The organism is Streptomyces sp. NPDC022552 (genome assembly GCF_055561875.1).
On sequence record NZ_JBVHGJ010000003.1, the window covers coordinates 44,129 to 59,324 of the forward strand.

Sequence of the window (15,196 nt, forward strand, 5' to 3'; positions counted from 1 at the left end):
CGCCGCGTGCCCCACTAAAGTGAGGGGCATGACCGATACCTCCCCGCACTCCGACCTGCACACCGACCTCTGGCCCGCCCCCTATGCGAGCGGTGCCGTCGACGCGACCGTCACCGTGCCCGGATCGAAGTCGGTCACCAACCGCGGCCTGGTCCTCGCCGCGCTCGCCGCCGAGCCGGGCTGGCTGCGCCGCCCGCTGCGCTCCCGCGACACGCTCCTGATGGCGGAGGCCCTGCGCACGCTGGGCGTGAAGATCGAGGAGGGCGTGGGCCCGGACGGCACGGGCGAGGCCTGGCGGATCATCCCGGCCGGGCTGCACGGCCCGGCGACCGTGGACGTCGGCAACGCCGGGACGGTCATGCGCTTCCTGCCGCCGGTCGCCGCCCTCGCCGACGGCCCGGTGCACTTCGACGGCGACGCCCGGTCCCACGAGCGCCCGCTGCACGGGGTGATCGACGCGCTGCGCGTGCTCGGCGCCCGGATCGACGACGACGGGCGTGGCGCGCTGCCGATGACCGTGCACGGCGGCGGGGCGCTGGACGGCGGCCCGGTGGAGATCGACGCCTCCTCGTCCTCCCAGTTCGTCAGCGCCCTGCTGCTCTCGGCGCCCCGCTTCAACCAGGGGGTGGAGGTACGTCATGTGGGCGCCAAGCTCCCCTCCCTCCCCCACATCCGGATGACCGTCGACATGCTCCGGGTGGTCGGCGCCCAGGTCGACGAGCCGGAGACCGGCGGCGAGCCGAACGTCTGGCGGGTCTCCCCCTCCGCCCTGCTCGGCCGCGACCTGACCGTCGAGCCCGATCTGTCGAACGCTCAGCCGTTCCTGGCCGCGGCCCTGGTCACCGGAGGCCGGGTGACGGTCCCCGACTGGCCGTCCAGGACCACCCAGCCCGGTGACGCGCTGCGGGAGATCTTCACCGAGATGGGTGGCTCCTGCGAGCTGACCGAGGCGGGGCTCACCTTCACCGGCACCGGCCGGATCCACGGCATCGACGTGGACCTGAGCGAGGTCGGCGAGCTGACGCCCGGCATCGCGGCGGTCGCGGCGCTCGCCGACTCGCCCTCGACGCTGCGCGGCGTCGCGCACCTGCGGCTCCACGAGACGGACCGGCTGGCCGCGCTCACCAAGGAGATCAACGAGCTCGGCGGCGATGTGACGGAGACCGAGGACGGGCTGCTCATCCGCCCGCGCCCGCTGCACGGCGGTGTCTTCCACACGTACCACGACCACCGGATGGCGACCGCGGGCGCGATCATCGGCCTCGCGGTCGAGGGCGTGGAGATCGAGAACGTGGCGACGACGGCCAAGACCTTGCCCGACTTCCCCAGGATGTGGACCGAAATGCTCGGAGTCTGAGCCATGCGGCGCTACGGCAAGCACACCGACGAGGACGACATCCGCCAGCGGCCCAACCGCAAGGGCAACCGTCCCCGTACCAGCATCCGTCCCAAGCACGAGGACGCGGTCGAGGGCATGGTCCTCACCGTGGACCGCGGCCGGCTCACGTGTCTCGTCGACGACCGGATCGTCCTGGCGATGAAGGCGCGCGAGCTGGGCCGCAAGGCCGCGGTCGTCGGCGACCGGGTCTCGATCGTGGGCGATCTGTCCGGCGAGAAGGACACGCTGGCCCGGATCGTACGGATCGGTGAGCGCAGCTCCGTGCTCCGCCGCACGGCCGACGACGACGACCCGTTCGAGCGGGTGGTCGTCGCCAACGCCGACCAGCTGGCGATCGTCACCGCGCTGGCCGACCCCGAGCCGCGCCCCCGGCTGATCGACCGCTGTCTGGTCGCCGCGTACGACGGCGGGCTCACCCCGCTCCTGGTCCTGACGAAGTCGGACCTGGCGAAGCCCGACGAACTCCTGGAGATGTACGGAGCGCTGGGTGTGCCGTACGTGGTCACCACGCGCGACGAGTTCGTGGACGGGGTCGCTGCCGAGCGGGTGCACGAGCACCTCAAGGGGCGGACGACCGCGTTCGTCGGACACTCCGGCGTCGGCAAGACGACCCTGGTCAACGCCCTGGTCCCGGAGGACCGGCGGCGGAGCACCGGCCACGTCAACGCGGTGACGGGGCGCGGCCGGCACACCACCACCTCGGCGCTCGCCCTCCCGCTCGACGACAGGGAGGGCGGCTGGGTGATCGACACCCCGGGCGTGCGCTCCTTCGGCCTCAACCACGTCGACCCGTCCCGGGTCATCCTCGCCTTCCCCGATCTCGTACCCGGCACGGAGAACTGTCCGCGGGCGTGCAGCCACGACGAGCCGGACTGCGCGCTGGACGCGTGGGTGGCCGAGGGGCACGCGGATCCGGCGCGGCTGTACTCGCTGCGGCGGCTGCTCGCGACCCGGGAGCGACGCGAGGGTGACTGAGTCGCCCACGTTTGCGTTCCACCGCTGCTGGTAAGTGCATAATCGCACCAAGTGCGACGAAGCAGTCACCTACGGCGCGGGAGGCACTGACGATGGCGTGGCTGCTCGTGGTGGTCGCCGGGTTCCTGGAAACGGGATTCGCGGTCTGCCTGAAGCTCTCGCACGGTTTCACCCGGCTGTGGCCGACGATCGCGTTCGCCTGTTTCGCCCTGGGCAGCTTCGGACTTCTGACGCTGGCGCTGCGCAAGCTGGACGTGGGCCCCGCGTACGCGGTGTGGACCGGCATCGGCGCGGCCGGGACGGCGATCTACGGGATGGTCTTCCTCGGTGACGTCGTGTCGACGCTGAAGATCGTGTCGATCACGCTGGTGATCGTCGGGGTGGTCGGGCTCCAGCTCTCGGGGTCGGCGCACTGACCCTCCTCGAAGAGGGGAGCCGGGGCGACGACATAGGAGAGCGCCAGCCGCAGCACGATCTCGCACGAGTTCCGTACGTCTCCGTCGCGGCCTTGGAGCGCCGTCGCGGCGCGGTCGCGGGCGAGGCCGAGGAGGTCGGTGGGGGACGGTACGCCCGCGTCGGCACGGCGCTGCGCGGGCACGGCGGAGGCACGCGATCCGGCTCTGGCCGGGCGGGGCACGGGGAGCCGCTCCCCCCAGCAGCCGGTGAGCAGGGCCCGCAGAACGGGCCGGGTGAAGGCCTGGGTGACGGTCCACTCGGCGACGGCCGCGAGGTTGCGCCGGGGCGACGGGGGTCCATCGGGAAGTCCGGGCGAGGGTGCGGCCAGGATCCGTTCGACGCCTTGGAGGTACGCGTCGGCCTCGCGTCGTACCAGCGCGCGGGCCAGGCCCTCCTTGCTGCCGAACTCGTTGTAGAGGGTCTGCCGGGAGACGCCCGCGGCGGAGGCGACGTCGACCATCCGGACCGCGGACCAGGGCAGCCCCGAGAGCGACGCGAGGGCGGCATCCAGCAGGGCCTCACGGGCAGTCGGCATCGTCGCCTCCCGGCCAGAACGGTTCTGCGCTCAGAGTTGACGGGCCGCCACGCAGTGTCAAGGGCTCCCGCGGGGCCACGTCCCTTCGAGGGATAGAGTTTCGACCATGGCCGATTACCACGACGATCTGCGTCTCGCCCATGTCCTCGCGGATGCCGCCGACGCGGCCACCATGGACCGGTTCAAGGCGCTCGACCTGAAGGTCGAGACGAAGCCGGACATGACGCCGGTGAGCGAGGCGGACAAGGCCGCCGAGGAGCTGATCCGCAGTCAGCTGCAGCGGGCGCGGCCGCGCGACGCGATCCTCGGCGAGGAGTACGGCGTGGAGGGCACGGGCCCGCGCCGCTGGGTGATCGACCCGATCGACGGCACGAAGAACTACGTGCGCGGGGTGCCGGTCTGGGCGACCCTGATCGCGCTGATGGAGGCCGGTGACACGGGCTTCCAGCCGGTGGTCGGCGTGGTCTCGGCGCCCGCGCTCGGGCGCCGCTGGTGGGCTGCGAAGGGCGCGGGGGCGTACACGGGCCGCAGCCTGACCTCGGCGACGCGGCTCCAGGTCTCGAAGGTCGCGGACCTCGGGGACGCCTCGTTCGCGTACTCCTCGCTCAGCGGCTGGGAGGAGCGGGGCCGCCTGGACGGCTTCCTCGACCTCACGCGCGCGTGCTGGCGGACCCGGGCGTACGGCGACTTCTGGCCGTACATGATGGTCGCCGAGGGCGCCGTGGACCTCTGCGCCGAGCCTGAGCTGTCGCTCTGGGACATGGCGGCGACGGCGATCGTGGTCCAGGAGGCGGGCGGCACGTTCACCGGCCTCGACGGCCGGCACGGTCCGCACAGCGGCAACGCGGCGGCGTCGAACGGCCTGCTCCACGGCGAACTGCTGAGCTACCTCAACCAGAAGAGCTGACACACCCGGCCCGAGGGGCGCCTCGCGGCACCTCGCACACCCCCTCAGGCCGCCTCGCGCGCCCCCTTGTCAGGCCCTCGGCCCGCTGCGACTCTGAGAGTCCCCCCACTTGTGAACTTGTGAATTCGTTCTCGTTGAAAGCGGGAGCGAATCACCGAGGAGGTGGCTCCCTTCATGCTCGTCCGTGACGCCATGAGCACGGTGGTCCTGACCATCGGCCCCGCCCACACCCTCCGCCAGGCCGCTCGGCTGATGTCGGCGCGTCGCGTCGGCGCGGCGGTCGTCCACGACACCGACGCCGGCGGCTTCGGAATCCTCACCGAGCGCGACATCCTCAACTCGATCGGCGCAGGCCAGAACCCCGACCACGAGATCGCGGGCTCCCACACCACCACCGACGTCGTCTTCGCCGCACCCGCCTGGACCCTGGAGGAGGCGGCCGCCGCGATGACCCACGGCGGCTTCCGCCACCTCGTCGTCCTCGACGGACACGGGCCGGTGGGCATCGTCTCCGTACGCGACATCATCCGCTGCTGGACCCCGGCACATCACCACGCGACGACCATGGCGAGCTGACACGAGAGAGGGCCGGTGCGCGATCGCACACCGGCCCTCTCCCCTTCACGACAAGCGCACCCTCGGCCACGCAGGGCCTGGACCGCGGCCTCCAGCCGCTTGCCCGTCGATCCTATGATAGACAATGTCTAAGTCAAGTAGGCATCCAAAGTCACACCCGTTCGGGATCTTGGACCCCCGCTGTTACTCTGGCTCCTATGAGTGACCTGTTGGAACGTCTGCGCGGCCGCGGCTGGCGAATGACAGCGCAGCGGCGCGTCGTGGCCGAGGTCCTCGACGGAGATCATGTCCATCTGACCGCCGACGAGGTCCACGCCCGTGCCGTGGCGCGGCTGCCGGAGATCTCCCGGGCGACCGTCTACAACACGCTGGGCGAGATGGTCACGCTCGGCGAGGTGATGGAGGTCGCGACGGACGGCCGCGCCAAGCGGTACGACCCGAACGCCCATCGCCCGCACCAGCACCTGGTCTGCGGCCGCTGTGGCGCGATCCGTGACGTCCACCCCTCCGGCAACCCGCTGGCGGACCTCCCGGACTCGGAGCGCTTCGGCTTCACGATCTCCGACGTCGAGGTCACCTACCGGGGCCTCTGCCCGAACTGCGCCGCGATCGCCTGAGCACCACGCGCCGCCGAAGCCCCCCACCTCGGTGGGGGGCTTCTTCGTGTGCCCGCCGGGTGCCGAAGTGCACGCGAACACGACGAAGGCCCGGATCCAGTGACTGGATCCGGGCCTTCGTTGCTACTGAGTAGCGGGGACAGGATTTGAACCTGCGACCTCTGGGTTATGAGCCCAGCGAGCTACCGAGCTGCTCCACCCCGCGTCGGTGAGCCCAACCTTACGGGACGGCCACGACCAGCGCAAATCACTTAAGCGGTGAGCTCCTGGTGCAGCGCCTCGCTCAGTCGCGCGGCCCGCTCGGCCACCTCCGCCGGACCGAGTTCCACGGCCCGCGCGCACCAGCGCCGGCCCTCCGTCAGCTCTCCGCGCCGGGCCGCGAGCAGCGCGAGCCGCAACGCGGCACGGCCGTGTCCGGCGCGGGCGGCGCGGGTCCACCACAGGGACGCCTCGCGCTCGCTGCCCTCGCGGGCCAGGAGCAGGCCGAGGTTGAAGGCGCCGTTGCGGCTGCCCGCCTCCGCGGCCTCCCGGTACCAGTGGGCCGCCTCCGCCACGTCACCGCGGGCCGCGGCCAGCATGCCCACCCGCACCTGGGCACGCCGGTGCCCCTGCTGGGCGGCGCGCTCGTACCACTCCTCGCACTCGGTCTTCTCCTCGCGCGGGGCGCCGAGCGCGGGCGGGCCGGGCTCGGGGCGGCGCGCGTCGAGGACGCTCGCGAGCCGGAACGCTGCCTCGGCACTGCCTCCGCCCGCCGCGCACCGCAGATGGCGCTCGGCGGTCTGCTCGTCGCCGTCGCGCAGGCTGGCGATGCCGACCTGGAGGGCGGCCTCGGTGTGCCCGGCCGCCGCCGCGCGCTCGTACCAGCTCAGTGCCGTACGGTCGTCGTCGCGACCCGCGTAGAGGATGCCGAGGTTGAAGGCGGCGTCGACGCTGCCGGCCTCGGCCGCCTTGGAGAACCAGGGCTCGGCGCCGTTCGCGTCGCCGGCCTGGAGGAGGAGCACGGCGAGCGCGTTGGCGGCCTCGCGGTGCCCCGCGTAGGCGGCACGGCGGTACCACTGCTCGGCCTGCTGGTTGCGGTCCTGGGCGGCGCAGAGCAGCCCGAGGTTGTACGCCCCGTTGACGTCGCCCGCGTCCATGGCGGCGCGGTACCAGCGCTCCGCGGTCTGCTGCTCGCCGCGGGCGGCGTGCAGGGCGCCGAGCGCGTTGGCGGCGTTGCCGTCCCCGTCCTGGGCGGCGCGCAGCCACCACACGGCGGCGCTCTCCTCGTCCCCGGCGTCGCGCAGCAGGAATCCGAGCGCGCAGGCGGCCTTGGCCTCGCCCTCCTTGGCCGAGCTCAGGTACCAGCGGCCCGCCTCCTTCAGCTCGCCGCGCTTCTCCAGGATCGCGCCGAGGTGCAGCGCGGCCCGGCGGTGCCCCCGCGCGGCCGCCTGCCGGAACCACTGCTCGGCCTCGCCGAGCTCTCCGGCGGGGGCGGTGGTGGCACCGGCCGCAGGGCCGTTCGCCGTACCGGCGCCCGTGCCGGGGGCGGCGTCGCCACGGGCAGCCGTGCCGGCGACGGCCCCGGGCGCGGTGGGCGCGGCCGTGCCGGGGCCCGCGGCGGGGGCCGTAGCCGCTGTCGCGCCGCCCAGGCGGCCCGGGCCGTCGCCCTCCGTCGCGCGCCGCTCCAGGGCCAGGGCGAGGCGGTACGCGGCCTCGCGGTGGCCCTGCTCGGCGGCGGCGCGGAGCCAGCGCTCGGCCCCGACGTCGCTGCGGTGCTCCAGGAGGTCGGCGAGGGCGTACGCGCCCAGGGCGTGGCCCTGCTCGGCGGACTGGCGCAGCCAGTACTCGGCGGCGGGCTCGTCGCCGCGCTCGCGGTGGTGACGGCCGAGCGCGTGGGCGGCGGGAGCGGAGCCCGCGACGGCGGCGACCCGCCACCAGCCGGCGGCCTCCTCCGCGTATCCGCGCTGATGCAGCAGGACGCCCAGGTTGTTGGCGGCGGCGCGGTCCCCCTCGGCCGTCGCGCCGCGCAGATAGGGCTCGGCGCCGTCGAGGTCGCCCCGGCGCAGCAGGAGCGCGCCGAGCACGCTCATGGACGCGGCATCGCCGTTCTCGGCGGCGCGACGGTGGCGTGCCTCGGTCTCCGTGTCGCTCTCGGTCTCCGTGTCGGCGGTGGTGTCGACGGCGGCATCGACGGCCACCGCGGCCTCGATGATGTCATCCGCGGCACGTCGCGCGTGCCGCTGCACAAACCGCCCTGTCTCCAACAGAGTTGCCCTGTCCCCCATAAAAACCATCGTCGCACCACCCGCAACGCGCGTACACCTGGTATACCGCAGCCAGTGAGGTCACTTCAGCGTTTTGTCGACATGCCCACAGAGAGATAAGTCAAACACGACTCACCCCAACTCGCCCCATCCCCACCGCTCTTCGGGGCGTCGCGCGCCCCCTCGGGAACACACGACTAGGGCCCGGATCCTGAAGGATCCGGGCCCTAGTCTTCAGTAGCGGGGACAGGATTTGAACCTGCGACCTCTGGGTTATGAGCCCAGCGAGCTACCGAGCTGCTCCACCCCGCGTCGTTGTTCCTCAAAGGTATCACGACGCGGGGTGGCTCCCGACCACGGCGATCAGGGGGCCGGTGGGCTCGCGCTCGAGGACGGCGTCGGCTCGGTCGACGGGGTCGCCCCCGGCTTCGGCTCCGTACCGCCCGGCTTCTGGTCCGTCGAGGGCAGCTTCGCGCCCGCCTCCGCGGCCCGCTGGAGGGCGTCCTGCAGGGCGTCCTGGGCCTTGCCGTAGGCGGTCCAGTCCCCCTTCTGCAGAGCCGCCTCGCCGTCGTCCATCGCCTTCTGCGCATCGGCGATGGCCTGCTTCAGCGCCGCGTCGTTCGTGGTCGGCGTCGTCGGCGGCTTGGTACCCGGCTCCTCGGGCTGCTCGGGCGGCGTGGCGCCGTCCACCCCGAACACCGCGTTCAGGGCGGCGGTGAGGTTGTCCTCGAACACCGTGGTGTCCTTGGTCGTGTCACCGTCCGGCTGGTCCGCGTCCACGTACGACACCGCGACCTTCTTCAGCAGCGGGTAGTGCGCGTTGCGGCCCTGGGCGTAGACCGGCTCGACGTACAGGAAGCCGCCGTCGAGCGGCACCGTCAGCAGGTTGCCGTACTGGATGTCGGAGTCGGCGCCCTTCATGTCCCGGACGAAAGTGGCCACCGACGGAAGGCTGTTGAGCTTGTTCTGCACCTGCTCGGGTCCTGGGACCTCGGAGGTGACTCTCAACAGCCTTATGCGGCCGTAGTCCTTGCTGCCCGCGTCGGCGTCGACCGCCATGAAGCCGCCCAGGTTGGGCCGCCCGTTCGGGGTGAACGTCGTCGTCAGCGAGAACTGCTGCTGCTTGTCCCCGGGCATCTTCATGCTCAGGTAGTACGGCGGGACCGCGTTGCCGTCCTTGTTGGTCGGGTCGTCCGGCACCTGCCAGGCGTCCGAACCGCTGTAGAACTGCGCCGGGTCCTTCACGTGGTACCGGGTGAGCAGCTCGCGCTGGACCTTGAACATGTCCTGCGGGTACCGCAGGTGCTGCATCAGGTCGGGCTTGATCGCCTCACGCGGCTGCACGGTGTCCGGGAACGCCTTCATCCACGTCTTGAGGACCGGGTCCTCCGTGTCCCACTGGTAGAGGGTCACCGTGCCGTCGTAGGCGTCGACGGTGGCCTTCACCGAGTTGCGGATGTAGTTGACCTGGTTCTGCTGGGCGACCACCGCGCGCTGCTGGTTGCCCACGGTCAGGGAGTCCGCCGTGGTGTCGCCGAGCGTGGTGCGCGAGGCGTACGGGTAGCCGTTGGTGGTCGTGTAGGCGTCGACGATCCACTGGATCTTGCCGCCGACGACGGCCGGGTAGGCGTCGCCGTCGATGGTCAGCCAGGGCGCGACCGCCTCGACGCGCTCCTTGGGCGTGCGGTTGTAGAGGATCCGCGAGCCCTCGCCGATGGCCCCCGAGTAGAGGATCTGCGGCTCGCTGAAGGCGACCGCGTACGCGGCGCGGTTGAAGGTGTTGGAGAGGTTGACCCCGCTCTTGCCCTCGTAGCTGGTGGTCTTCTCGCCGTTCTCCTCGTAGTCCAGCTCCTTCTGCGGCCCGCCGACGATCGAGTACTGGTCGGTCTTCTCGCCGTAGTAGATCCGCTGCTGGTACGGGCCGAGCATCCCCGTGGTCGGCAGGCCGGCCTCGGTGAAGACCGGGGAGCCGTTGGCGTCCGTCTGCGTGCCAGCGGCCATGATCGCGCCGTAGCCGTGGGTGTACGTGAAGTGGTCGTTGATCCAGTTCCGCTTCGGGATGCCCTTGATGTTGAGCTCACGCAGGCCGACGACGGTGTCCTGGCCCTTGTAGCGGTCGACATCGAGGGTGGTCGGGAACTGGTAGTACTTCCGCTTCTGCTCCAGCTGCTGGAACGTCGGCGAGACGATGTTCGGGTCGATCAGGCGGTAGCTGGCCGCCGTGTCGGAGTTCGCCCGGAGCTGGTCCTTGGCCTTGACCGTGGACTTGCCCGAGTAGTTCTCCGGCTCGGTGGAGTCGATGGCGTACGCCTTGCGCGTGGCATCGATGTTCTTCTGGATGTACGGCGCTTCCTTGGCCTGCTCGTTCGGCTGGACCTGGAACTTCTGCACGATGGCCGGGTACAGGCCGCCGATCAGGATCGCCGACAGAACCATGAGGCCGAAGCCGATCACCGGCAGCTGCCAGGTGCGGCGCCACAGCGTCGCGAAGAAGAGCACGGCGCAGATCACGGCGATGCAGAACAGGATCGTCTTCGCCGGGAGGTACGCGTTGGCGTCGACGTACCGCAGACCCGTCCAGTTGCCGGCGGCCTTGAAGTCGCTGGACTTCACGGCGAGGCCGTACCGGTCGAGCCAGTACGCCACGGCCTTCAGGGAGACGAAGACGCCGAGGAGCACCGACAGGTGGCCCGTCGCGGCGGCGGTGGCGCGGGCACCGGGGCTGGTGACGCGCAGTCCGCCGTACAGGTAATGCGTCAGGGCGGCGGCCACCAGCGACAGGACGGCGGCGGCGAAGCCGAAGGCCAGCAGCGAGCGGTACCAGGGCAGGTCGAAGGCGTAGAACGACACGTCCAGCTGGAACTGGGGGTCCTTCTCGCCGAAGGGCACGCCGTTGACCCACATGAGCCAGGTCCGCCACTGGCCGGAGGCCGAGGCGCCGGCGATCAGGCCCACGAGTGCGGTGATCGCGAGGAGCACCCACTTCTTGTAGGGCGCCAGACCCATCCGGTACCGGTCGAGGCTCTGCTGCTCCAGCGACATCGCGCTCAGCGGCGGCCGGAGGCGGTGCGCCAGCCAGATGTTGAACCCGACGGCGAGCGCCATGAGCAGACCGAAGACGGCGAAGAGGCCGATCTTGGTCCACAGCGTGGTGGTGAACACGGACGAGTAGTGGACGGAGCGGTACCAGAGCCAGTCCGTCCAGAACCCGGCGAACATGACGAACGCCATGGCCAGGACGGCCAGCACACCCAGGGTCATGAGCAGCGTGCGGGCGCGCCGGGACGGCCGGCCGACTCTGATCCTTGGCCCGGACGGACCTCCGCCGCCTCCGCGGTCCGGCATCTGGAAAGCCAACGTGCGCCCCTCGAGGTTGATGCGTCGATAAAGCAGGCCCCGCGATCGTAGAGCCCACTGATGCAACTTACTGAGGCTTTACCTAGTTCCCGTCTTCGGGGGAAGAGGAGGCAGGATGTTGTCCATGTCCAACGTTTCCCCCTCCGGCACCCCCATGGCCGCGAGCCCCCTCACCCGCGCGGTGCTCGAGATCGACGAGTACGCCTCCGGCCTCGGCTGGGACCGTCCGGCCCGGCTCTTCGCCCTGGTCGACACCGCCCGACTGCGTGCCCAGGAGCCGGGACTGGCCTCCCAGCTCGGCCTCGAGAACGACGAGGCGGCGGCCGCCTACACCCCCATCGAGCAGGAGGAACTGCCGAAGGGGAAGCCCCTCGACGAGTTCCTCGGCACCATCGCCTGGCCGGACGCCGTGGTCGGCTGCGCGCTGACCGTGGAGCGGCTGATGCTCCCTCCGTCGGCCGAGGCCTCCGTGCCGGAGGGCCTGAACGAGGCCGCTCTGGCGAAGTGGGTGGCCCGGCACCCGGACCGCCAGGAGGTCCGGATGACCGTGGCCGTGCTCCGTGACGGCGCGCGGGAGGCGGCGATCCGGCTGCGCGAGAAGGACTCGCCGAACGAGGTGCTGACCGGCGCGGACCTGGTGCCGGGGCTCGCGGAGGCCCTGGCGGCGACCTTCGAGGCATGAGGCCGGCCGCGTACGCGTGACGAAGGGGGACGCCCCGGTCGGTGACCGGGGCGCCCCCCTTCGTTCGTGCGGGCCCGTCCTAGCTCTTCGAGCAGCTGGGCAGGTTCTTCGTGTCGCCGTTGCGGAGCTTCTCGAGCGACTTCGTCGCGTCGTCGATGGTGTTCACCTTGATCAGGGTGAGGCCGTCGGGGATGTCGGAGGCGGCGGTCGCGCAGTTGTCGGCCGGGGTGAGGAAGTACTCGGCGCCGGCGTTGCGCGCGCCGACGAGCTTCATCTCGATACCGCCGATGGGGCCGACCTGGCCCTTCTCGTCGATGGTTCCGGTGCCGGCGACGAACTTGCCGTCGGTGAGGCTCTCCGGCGTCAGCTTGTCGACGATGCCGAGCGCGAACATCAGTCCGGCGCTGGGGCCGCCGACGTCGGCGAGCTTGATGTCGATCGTGAACGGGAAGACGTGGTCGGTACCGGCCTGGATGCCGACGATCGCCCGGTCGCCCTCCTGGGACTTCACCGTCGTGACGGTGACCTTCTCGGTGGCGGTGGGCTCCTTGCCGGCCTTCTCCGCCGCCTCGGCCTCCTTGGTGGGGACGATCGTGAACACGACCTTCTCGCCCGGCTTGTGCGTGGTCACCTGCTTGGCGACGTCTCCGGGCTCCTTCACCGGCACGCCGTCCACGGCCTTGATGACGTCCCCGGCGTGCAGCTGCCCCTGGGCGGGGCTGTCCTTGACGACGGAGGCGACGACGACCCGGGTGGTCACCGGGATGCCCAGCTCACCGAGGGCGGCGACCTTGGCGCTCTCCTGGGACTGGCTGAACTCCTCGGCGTTCTCCTGGGTCGACTCCTCCTCGGTCTTGCCGTCCGGGTAGAGGGTCTCCTTGGGGACGACCACGTTGTCGTGGGCGAGCCAGCCGTAGACCGCCTCGACCACGTTCATCCGGTAGTCCGCGCTCGTGACGCGGACGGTCGTCATGTTGAGATGCCCGTCGGTCGGGTACGTCTTGCGACCAGAGATCTGAAGGACGGGCTCGCCCGCGGCCTCCCCGAGGGTGTTGACCGTCGGGCCGGGGCTCATCTCCGCGTACGGCACCGGGACCAGGACGCCCACACAGAGCAGGGTGATCAGGACCAGGGTGGAGGCGAGCATCGTCGCAGTGCGGCGTGGCATGGAACGACAGTACGGGACCGGTCTGTGAGTGCACCCGTGGGGCGGGTCCGTACGAGGCGGTCGGCGGAGGGAACTCAGCCGGAGACGTGGCTACTGCGTACGGGGGACGAGGGTGCGGCCGGAGCCAGATCGCGTTCGGCGACCTCGAGGCCCGCGTGGGTCCGCTCCATGGCGTCCCGGAACCGCGCGTAACCGGCGAGCTCGGCGACGTCTCCGATGGTCTTGTTCCGCTGGGCCCAGCTTCCCCATATCGCCGCGCCGACGACTGCGAAAAGCGGAATCAGCAACCAGGCGAGCGCTGCCATCCCGACCTCCCATCCCCAAATGAGCGACCGCAACCGACCGTGACCGGCCGATCAGCAGACTAACGATCTGCAGCATCAACGCTGCTGCCGGGGGGCCGGTTACGCAAATCGGGGCGTTCGACTACGGCATGTCGGCGCGGCGCCTTGCCAATCCCCGTGCCCGAGGGCCGAGCCGGTACCTGCCGGCCGGAGGCTCAGCGGGCCCCTCAGCACGCCCCGACCCACTCCTCGGTGCCGTCGGAGAACTTCTGGTGCTTCCAGATGGGGACCTCGTGCTTGAGGTCGTCGATGAGCTTGCGGCAGGCCTCGAAGGCCTCTCCGCGGTGCGGGCAGGAGACCGCGACGACGACCGCGAGATCGCCGACGGCCAGATCGCCCACACGGTGGACGGCGGCCAGCGCGCGGACCGGGTAGTCGGCGACGACCTTCTCGGCGACCCGGCGCAGCTCGTCCTCGGCGGAGGGGTGGCAGGAGTAACCGAGCGCGTCGACGTCCGCGCCGCCGTCGTGGTTGCGCACCGTGCCGACGAAGAGCGTCGTGCCGCCGGCCGCGTCGTCGCCGACGGCCCGGAAGACCTCGTCGACCGAGAGCGGGGTGTCACGGATCGCGAGGAGCTTGATCGGATCCGCCGCGGTCTGCTCGCCGGGGTGGTCATGGGTGCGTGCCATGCGCCCATGGTGCCGTACCGCACGGACATCGCGGAATAGCGCTTTCCACCGGTGGACCCGACCCTCCGTAGGAGGGTCCTACATGCCGCGCCGCTTCCGCATCTGGCGCACCAGCGCCGCCGTGCCGAGCAGTGCCACCGTCGCACCGGCCGCTCCCGCCGCCGTCGCGTCCTTGCGGCCGAGCCGGCGGCCCGCGACGGTGTGCCGGCCCTCGACCTCCTCCAGGAGCGCGGCGAGCACCTCCTCGTTGGTCCATGTCGGCCGCCAGCCCGCGTCGTGCAGCCGTCCGACGCTGACCACCCACGGGTGCATCGTGTACGCGAGGTCCCCGGCCGGGGACGGGGTGAGCCCGATCCGGTGCAGCCGGGCCGCCGCGCCGAGGGCGACCGCGGAGGGCAGCTCCATGCGCCGGATCCCGGAGAGCTCCTCGACCTCCTCCTGCTCGAGCCAGCCGTCGCAGCCGACCGCGAACTCCCCGTCGACCTTCTCGAGCGCCGCGTACTCCAGCGCGCTGACCAGGTCCTCGACGTGGCAGAACTGCCAGGTGGGGCGTGAGCCGGCCACGACGAGCAGCCGGGGCGACTCGAAGTAGCGGGTCAGGGCCGTGTCCGTGCCGCCCACCAGGACCGCCGGCCTGACGACGGTGACCTGGAGGCCGGGGTGGGCGCGGGGCGCGCGGCGGCCGAGCCGCTCGATCTCCAGCATGTCGCCGACGCCGGTGGCCTCGGCGGTCGCCCGCAGCTCGGCGTCCTCGGAGAGCGGGATGTCGTTGTCGGGCAGTGCGCCGTAGACCATCGCGGAGGTGCAGAGCACCACCCGGCGCACGCCCGCGGCCGCGGCCGCCGTGAGGACGGTCTGCGCGCCGCGCACGTTGTAGGCCGTTCGGGCGGCGGCGTCGGATTCCAGGTCGAGGTCGACGGCGAGGTGCACGACCACGTCGGCGCCGCGCAGCTTCTCGGCGATCGCCGGGTCGCGGACGTCGAGGATGTGCCACTGCGCCTCGGAGACCTCGCCCCGGCGCTCGTCGATCGCGATGACCTGCTTGATCTCCTCGGACGCGGCGAGGCGCCTGGTCAGCAGGTCGCCGACCCCGGAGGCGGCGCCCGTGACCGCGACCACGGGGCCGCGCCCGGCGGGCCGGGTCGAGATGTTTCGCGCTGCGCGAACCTGAGGATCTGGGGAACTCACCGGGCGTCTCCAGCGGTTGTCTTCAGTACGTACCCGAATGACGCGTACGTACCAGGTGGCGTCCATCCTGCCGCAGGCCACGGCCCGGCGGAGCACCGAGCCCAGATCCGGCCCGGATGT

Annotated in this window: 14 protein-coding genes and 2 tRNA genes; 7 read left to right on the forward strand and 9 right to left on the reverse strand. The window is 71.5% G+C overall.

Annotated elements, in window-relative coordinates:
* Window positions 1–28 precede the first annotated feature (28 nt).
* The 3 genes from aroA (at window position 29) to ACZ3OF_RS09965 (ending at window position 2,790) form a co-directional block, all read left to right on the forward strand.
* Window positions 29–1,357, forward strand: coding sequence for a 3-phosphoshikimate 1-carboxyvinyltransferase (aroA, locus tag ACZ3OF_RS09955; protein ID WP_361436456.1), 1,329 nt, complete (start codon window positions 29–31; stop codon window positions 1,355–1,357).
* Window positions 1,358–1,360: 3 nt separating this feature from the next.
* Window positions 1,361–2,374, forward strand: coding sequence for a ribosome small subunit-dependent GTPase A (gene rsgA, locus ACZ3OF_RS09960; protein ID WP_361668645.1), 1,014 nt, complete (start codon window positions 1,361–1,363; stop codon window positions 2,372–2,374).
* Window positions 2,375–2,466: 92 nt separating this feature from the next.
* Entirely contained in the window at window positions 2,467–2,790 is a 324-nt protein-coding gene (locus ACZ3OF_RS09965; RefSeq protein WP_361436452.1) for a DMT family transporter, read from the forward strand.
* Here ACZ3OF_RS09965 and ACZ3OF_RS09970 read toward each other — a convergent pair.
* Complete coding sequence (locus ACZ3OF_RS09970) at window positions 2,682–3,365, reverse strand: TetR/AcrR family transcriptional regulator (RefSeq protein ID WP_467303917.1); 684 nt, start codon at window positions 3,363–3,365, stop codon at window positions 2,682–2,684. The genes ACZ3OF_RS09965 and ACZ3OF_RS09970 overlap by 109 nt on opposite strands.
* Window positions 3,366–3,471: 106 nt before the next feature.
* Here ACZ3OF_RS09970 and hisN point away from each other — a divergent pair, with 106 nt between their 5' ends.
* The 3 genes from hisN (at window position 3,472) to ACZ3OF_RS09985 (ending at window position 5,465) form a co-directional block, all read left to right on the forward strand.
* The gene (gene hisN / locus ACZ3OF_RS09975) at window positions 3,472–4,272 is read left to right on the forward strand and encodes a histidinol-phosphatase (protein ID WP_361668641.1); all 801 of its coding nucleotides are present in this window, start codon (window positions 3,472–3,474) and stop codon (window positions 4,270–4,272) included.
* Between the two features lie 174 nt (window positions 4,273–4,446).
* On the forward strand, window positions 4,447–4,848 hold the full coding sequence (locus ACZ3OF_RS09980; RefSeq protein WP_361668638.1) for a CBS domain-containing protein: 402 nt from the start codon (window positions 4,447–4,449) through the stop codon (window positions 4,846–4,848).
* A gap of 197 nt (window positions 4,849–5,045) precedes the next feature.
* Window positions 5,046–5,465, forward strand: a complete 420-nt coding sequence (locus ACZ3OF_RS09985; protein ID WP_361668635.1) for a Fur family transcriptional regulator — start codon at window positions 5,046–5,048, stop codon at window positions 5,463–5,465.
* A gap of 131 nt (window positions 5,466–5,596) precedes the next feature.
* Here the strand turns inward: ACZ3OF_RS09985 and ACZ3OF_RS09990 are convergent.
* From ACZ3OF_RS09990 to ACZ3OF_RS10005, 4 genes are all read right to left on the reverse strand, one after another.
* Window positions 5,597–5,670: transfer RNA gene (locus ACZ3OF_RS09990), tRNA-Met, on the reverse strand.
* A gap of 46 nt (window positions 5,671–5,716) precedes the next feature.
* Window positions 5,717–7,738 (reverse strand): tetratricopeptide repeat protein, encoded by a 2,022-nt coding sequence (locus tag ACZ3OF_RS09995; protein ID WP_361668633.1) that lies wholly within the window; start codon window positions 7,736–7,738, stop codon window positions 5,717–5,719.
* Between the two features lie 208 nt (window positions 7,739–7,946).
* Window positions 7,947–8,020: transfer RNA gene (locus tag ACZ3OF_RS10000), tRNA-Met, on the reverse strand.
* A 51-nt stretch (window positions 8,021–8,071) separates the two neighbouring features.
* A complete protein-coding gene (locus tag ACZ3OF_RS10005; RefSeq protein WP_361668631.1) occupies window positions 8,072–11,053 on the reverse strand; it encodes a UPF0182 family membrane protein in 2,982 nt (993 codons plus the stop codon).
* A gap of 136 nt (window positions 11,054–11,189) precedes the next feature.
* On the opposite strand from ACZ3OF_RS10005, the gene ACZ3OF_RS10010 reads away from it, so the two are divergent.
* Window positions 11,190–11,747: a PPA1309 family protein gene (locus tag ACZ3OF_RS10010; RefSeq protein ID WP_361668628.1), complete on the forward strand. Its 558-nt coding sequence runs from the start codon at window positions 11,190–11,192 to the stop codon at window positions 11,745–11,747.
* 79 nt (window positions 11,748–11,826) lie between these two features.
* On the opposite strand, the gene ACZ3OF_RS10015 is transcribed toward ACZ3OF_RS10010, so the two are convergent.
* The 4 genes from ACZ3OF_RS10015 to ACZ3OF_RS10030 all read right to left on the reverse strand — a co-directional run bounded on the left by ACZ3OF_RS10015 (window position 11,827) and on the right by ACZ3OF_RS10030 (window position 15,076).
* Window positions 11,827–12,915: a YlbL family protein gene (locus ACZ3OF_RS10015; RefSeq protein WP_361668625.1), complete on the reverse strand. Its 1,089-nt coding sequence runs from the start codon at window positions 12,913–12,915 to the stop codon at window positions 11,827–11,829.
* Between the two features lie 74 nt (window positions 12,916–12,989).
* On the reverse strand, window positions 12,990–13,220 hold the full coding sequence (locus ACZ3OF_RS10020) for a death domain-containing protein (RefSeq protein ID WP_361668623.1): 231 nt from the start codon (window positions 13,218–13,220) through the stop codon (window positions 12,990–12,992).
* A gap of 206 nt (window positions 13,221–13,426) precedes the next feature.
* Window positions 13,427–13,888, reverse strand: coding sequence for a molybdenum cofactor biosynthesis protein MoaE (locus tag ACZ3OF_RS10025; protein WP_361668620.1), 462 nt, complete (start codon window positions 13,886–13,888; stop codon window positions 13,427–13,429).
* A gap of 78 nt (window positions 13,889–13,966) precedes the next feature.
* A complete protein-coding gene (locus ACZ3OF_RS10030) occupies window positions 13,967–15,076 on the reverse strand; it encodes an SDR family oxidoreductase (RefSeq protein WP_361668617.1) in 1,110 nt (369 codons plus the stop codon).
* Between the last annotated feature and the right edge of the window lie 120 nt (window positions 15,077–15,196).

Coding starts and splice junctions, on each gene's coding strand:
- aroA (WP_361436456.1), top strand. CDS start 29: ATGACCGATACCTCCCCGCACTCCGACCTGCACACCGACCTCTGGCCC.
- rsgA (WP_361668645.1), top strand. CDS start 1,361: ATGCGGCGCTACGGCAAGCACACCGACGAGGACGACATCCGCCAGCGG.
- ACZ3OF_RS09965 (WP_361436452.1), top strand. CDS start 2,467: ATGGCGTGGCTGCTCGTGGTGGTCGCCGGGTTCCTGGAAACGGGATTC.
- ACZ3OF_RS09970 (WP_467303917.1), bottom strand. CDS start 3,365: ATGCCGACTGCCCGTGAGGCCCTGCTGGATGCCGCCCTCGCGTCGCTC.
- hisN (WP_361668641.1), top strand. CDS start 3,472: ATGGCCGATTACCACGACGATCTGCGTCTCGCCCATGTCCTCGCGGAT.
- ACZ3OF_RS09980 (WP_361668638.1), top strand. CDS start 4,447: ATGCTCGTCCGTGACGCCATGAGCACGGTGGTCCTGACCATCGGCCCC.
- ACZ3OF_RS09985 (WP_361668635.1), top strand. CDS start 5,046: ATGAGTGACCTGTTGGAACGTCTGCGCGGCCGCGGCTGGCGAATGACA.
- ACZ3OF_RS09995 (WP_361668633.1), bottom strand. CDS start 7,738: ATGGTTTTTATGGGGGACAGGGCAACTCTGTTGGAGACAGGGCGGTTT.
- ACZ3OF_RS10005 (WP_361668631.1), bottom strand. CDS start 11,053: ATGCCGGACCGCGGAGGCGGCGGAGGTCCGTCCGGGCCAAGGATCAGA.
- ACZ3OF_RS10010 (WP_361668628.1), top strand. CDS start 11,190: ATGTCCAACGTTTCCCCCTCCGGCACCCCCATGGCCGCGAGCCCCCTC.
- ACZ3OF_RS10015 (WP_361668625.1), bottom strand. CDS start 12,915: ATGCCACGCCGCACTGCGACGATGCTCGCCTCCACCCTGGTCCTGATC.
- ACZ3OF_RS10020 (WP_361668623.1), bottom strand. CDS start 13,220: ATGGCAGCGCTCGCCTGGTTGCTGATTCCGCTTTTCGCAGTCGTCGGC.
- ACZ3OF_RS10025 (WP_361668620.1), bottom strand. CDS start 13,888: ATGGCACGCACCCATGACCACCCCGGCGAGCAGACCGCGGCGGATCCG.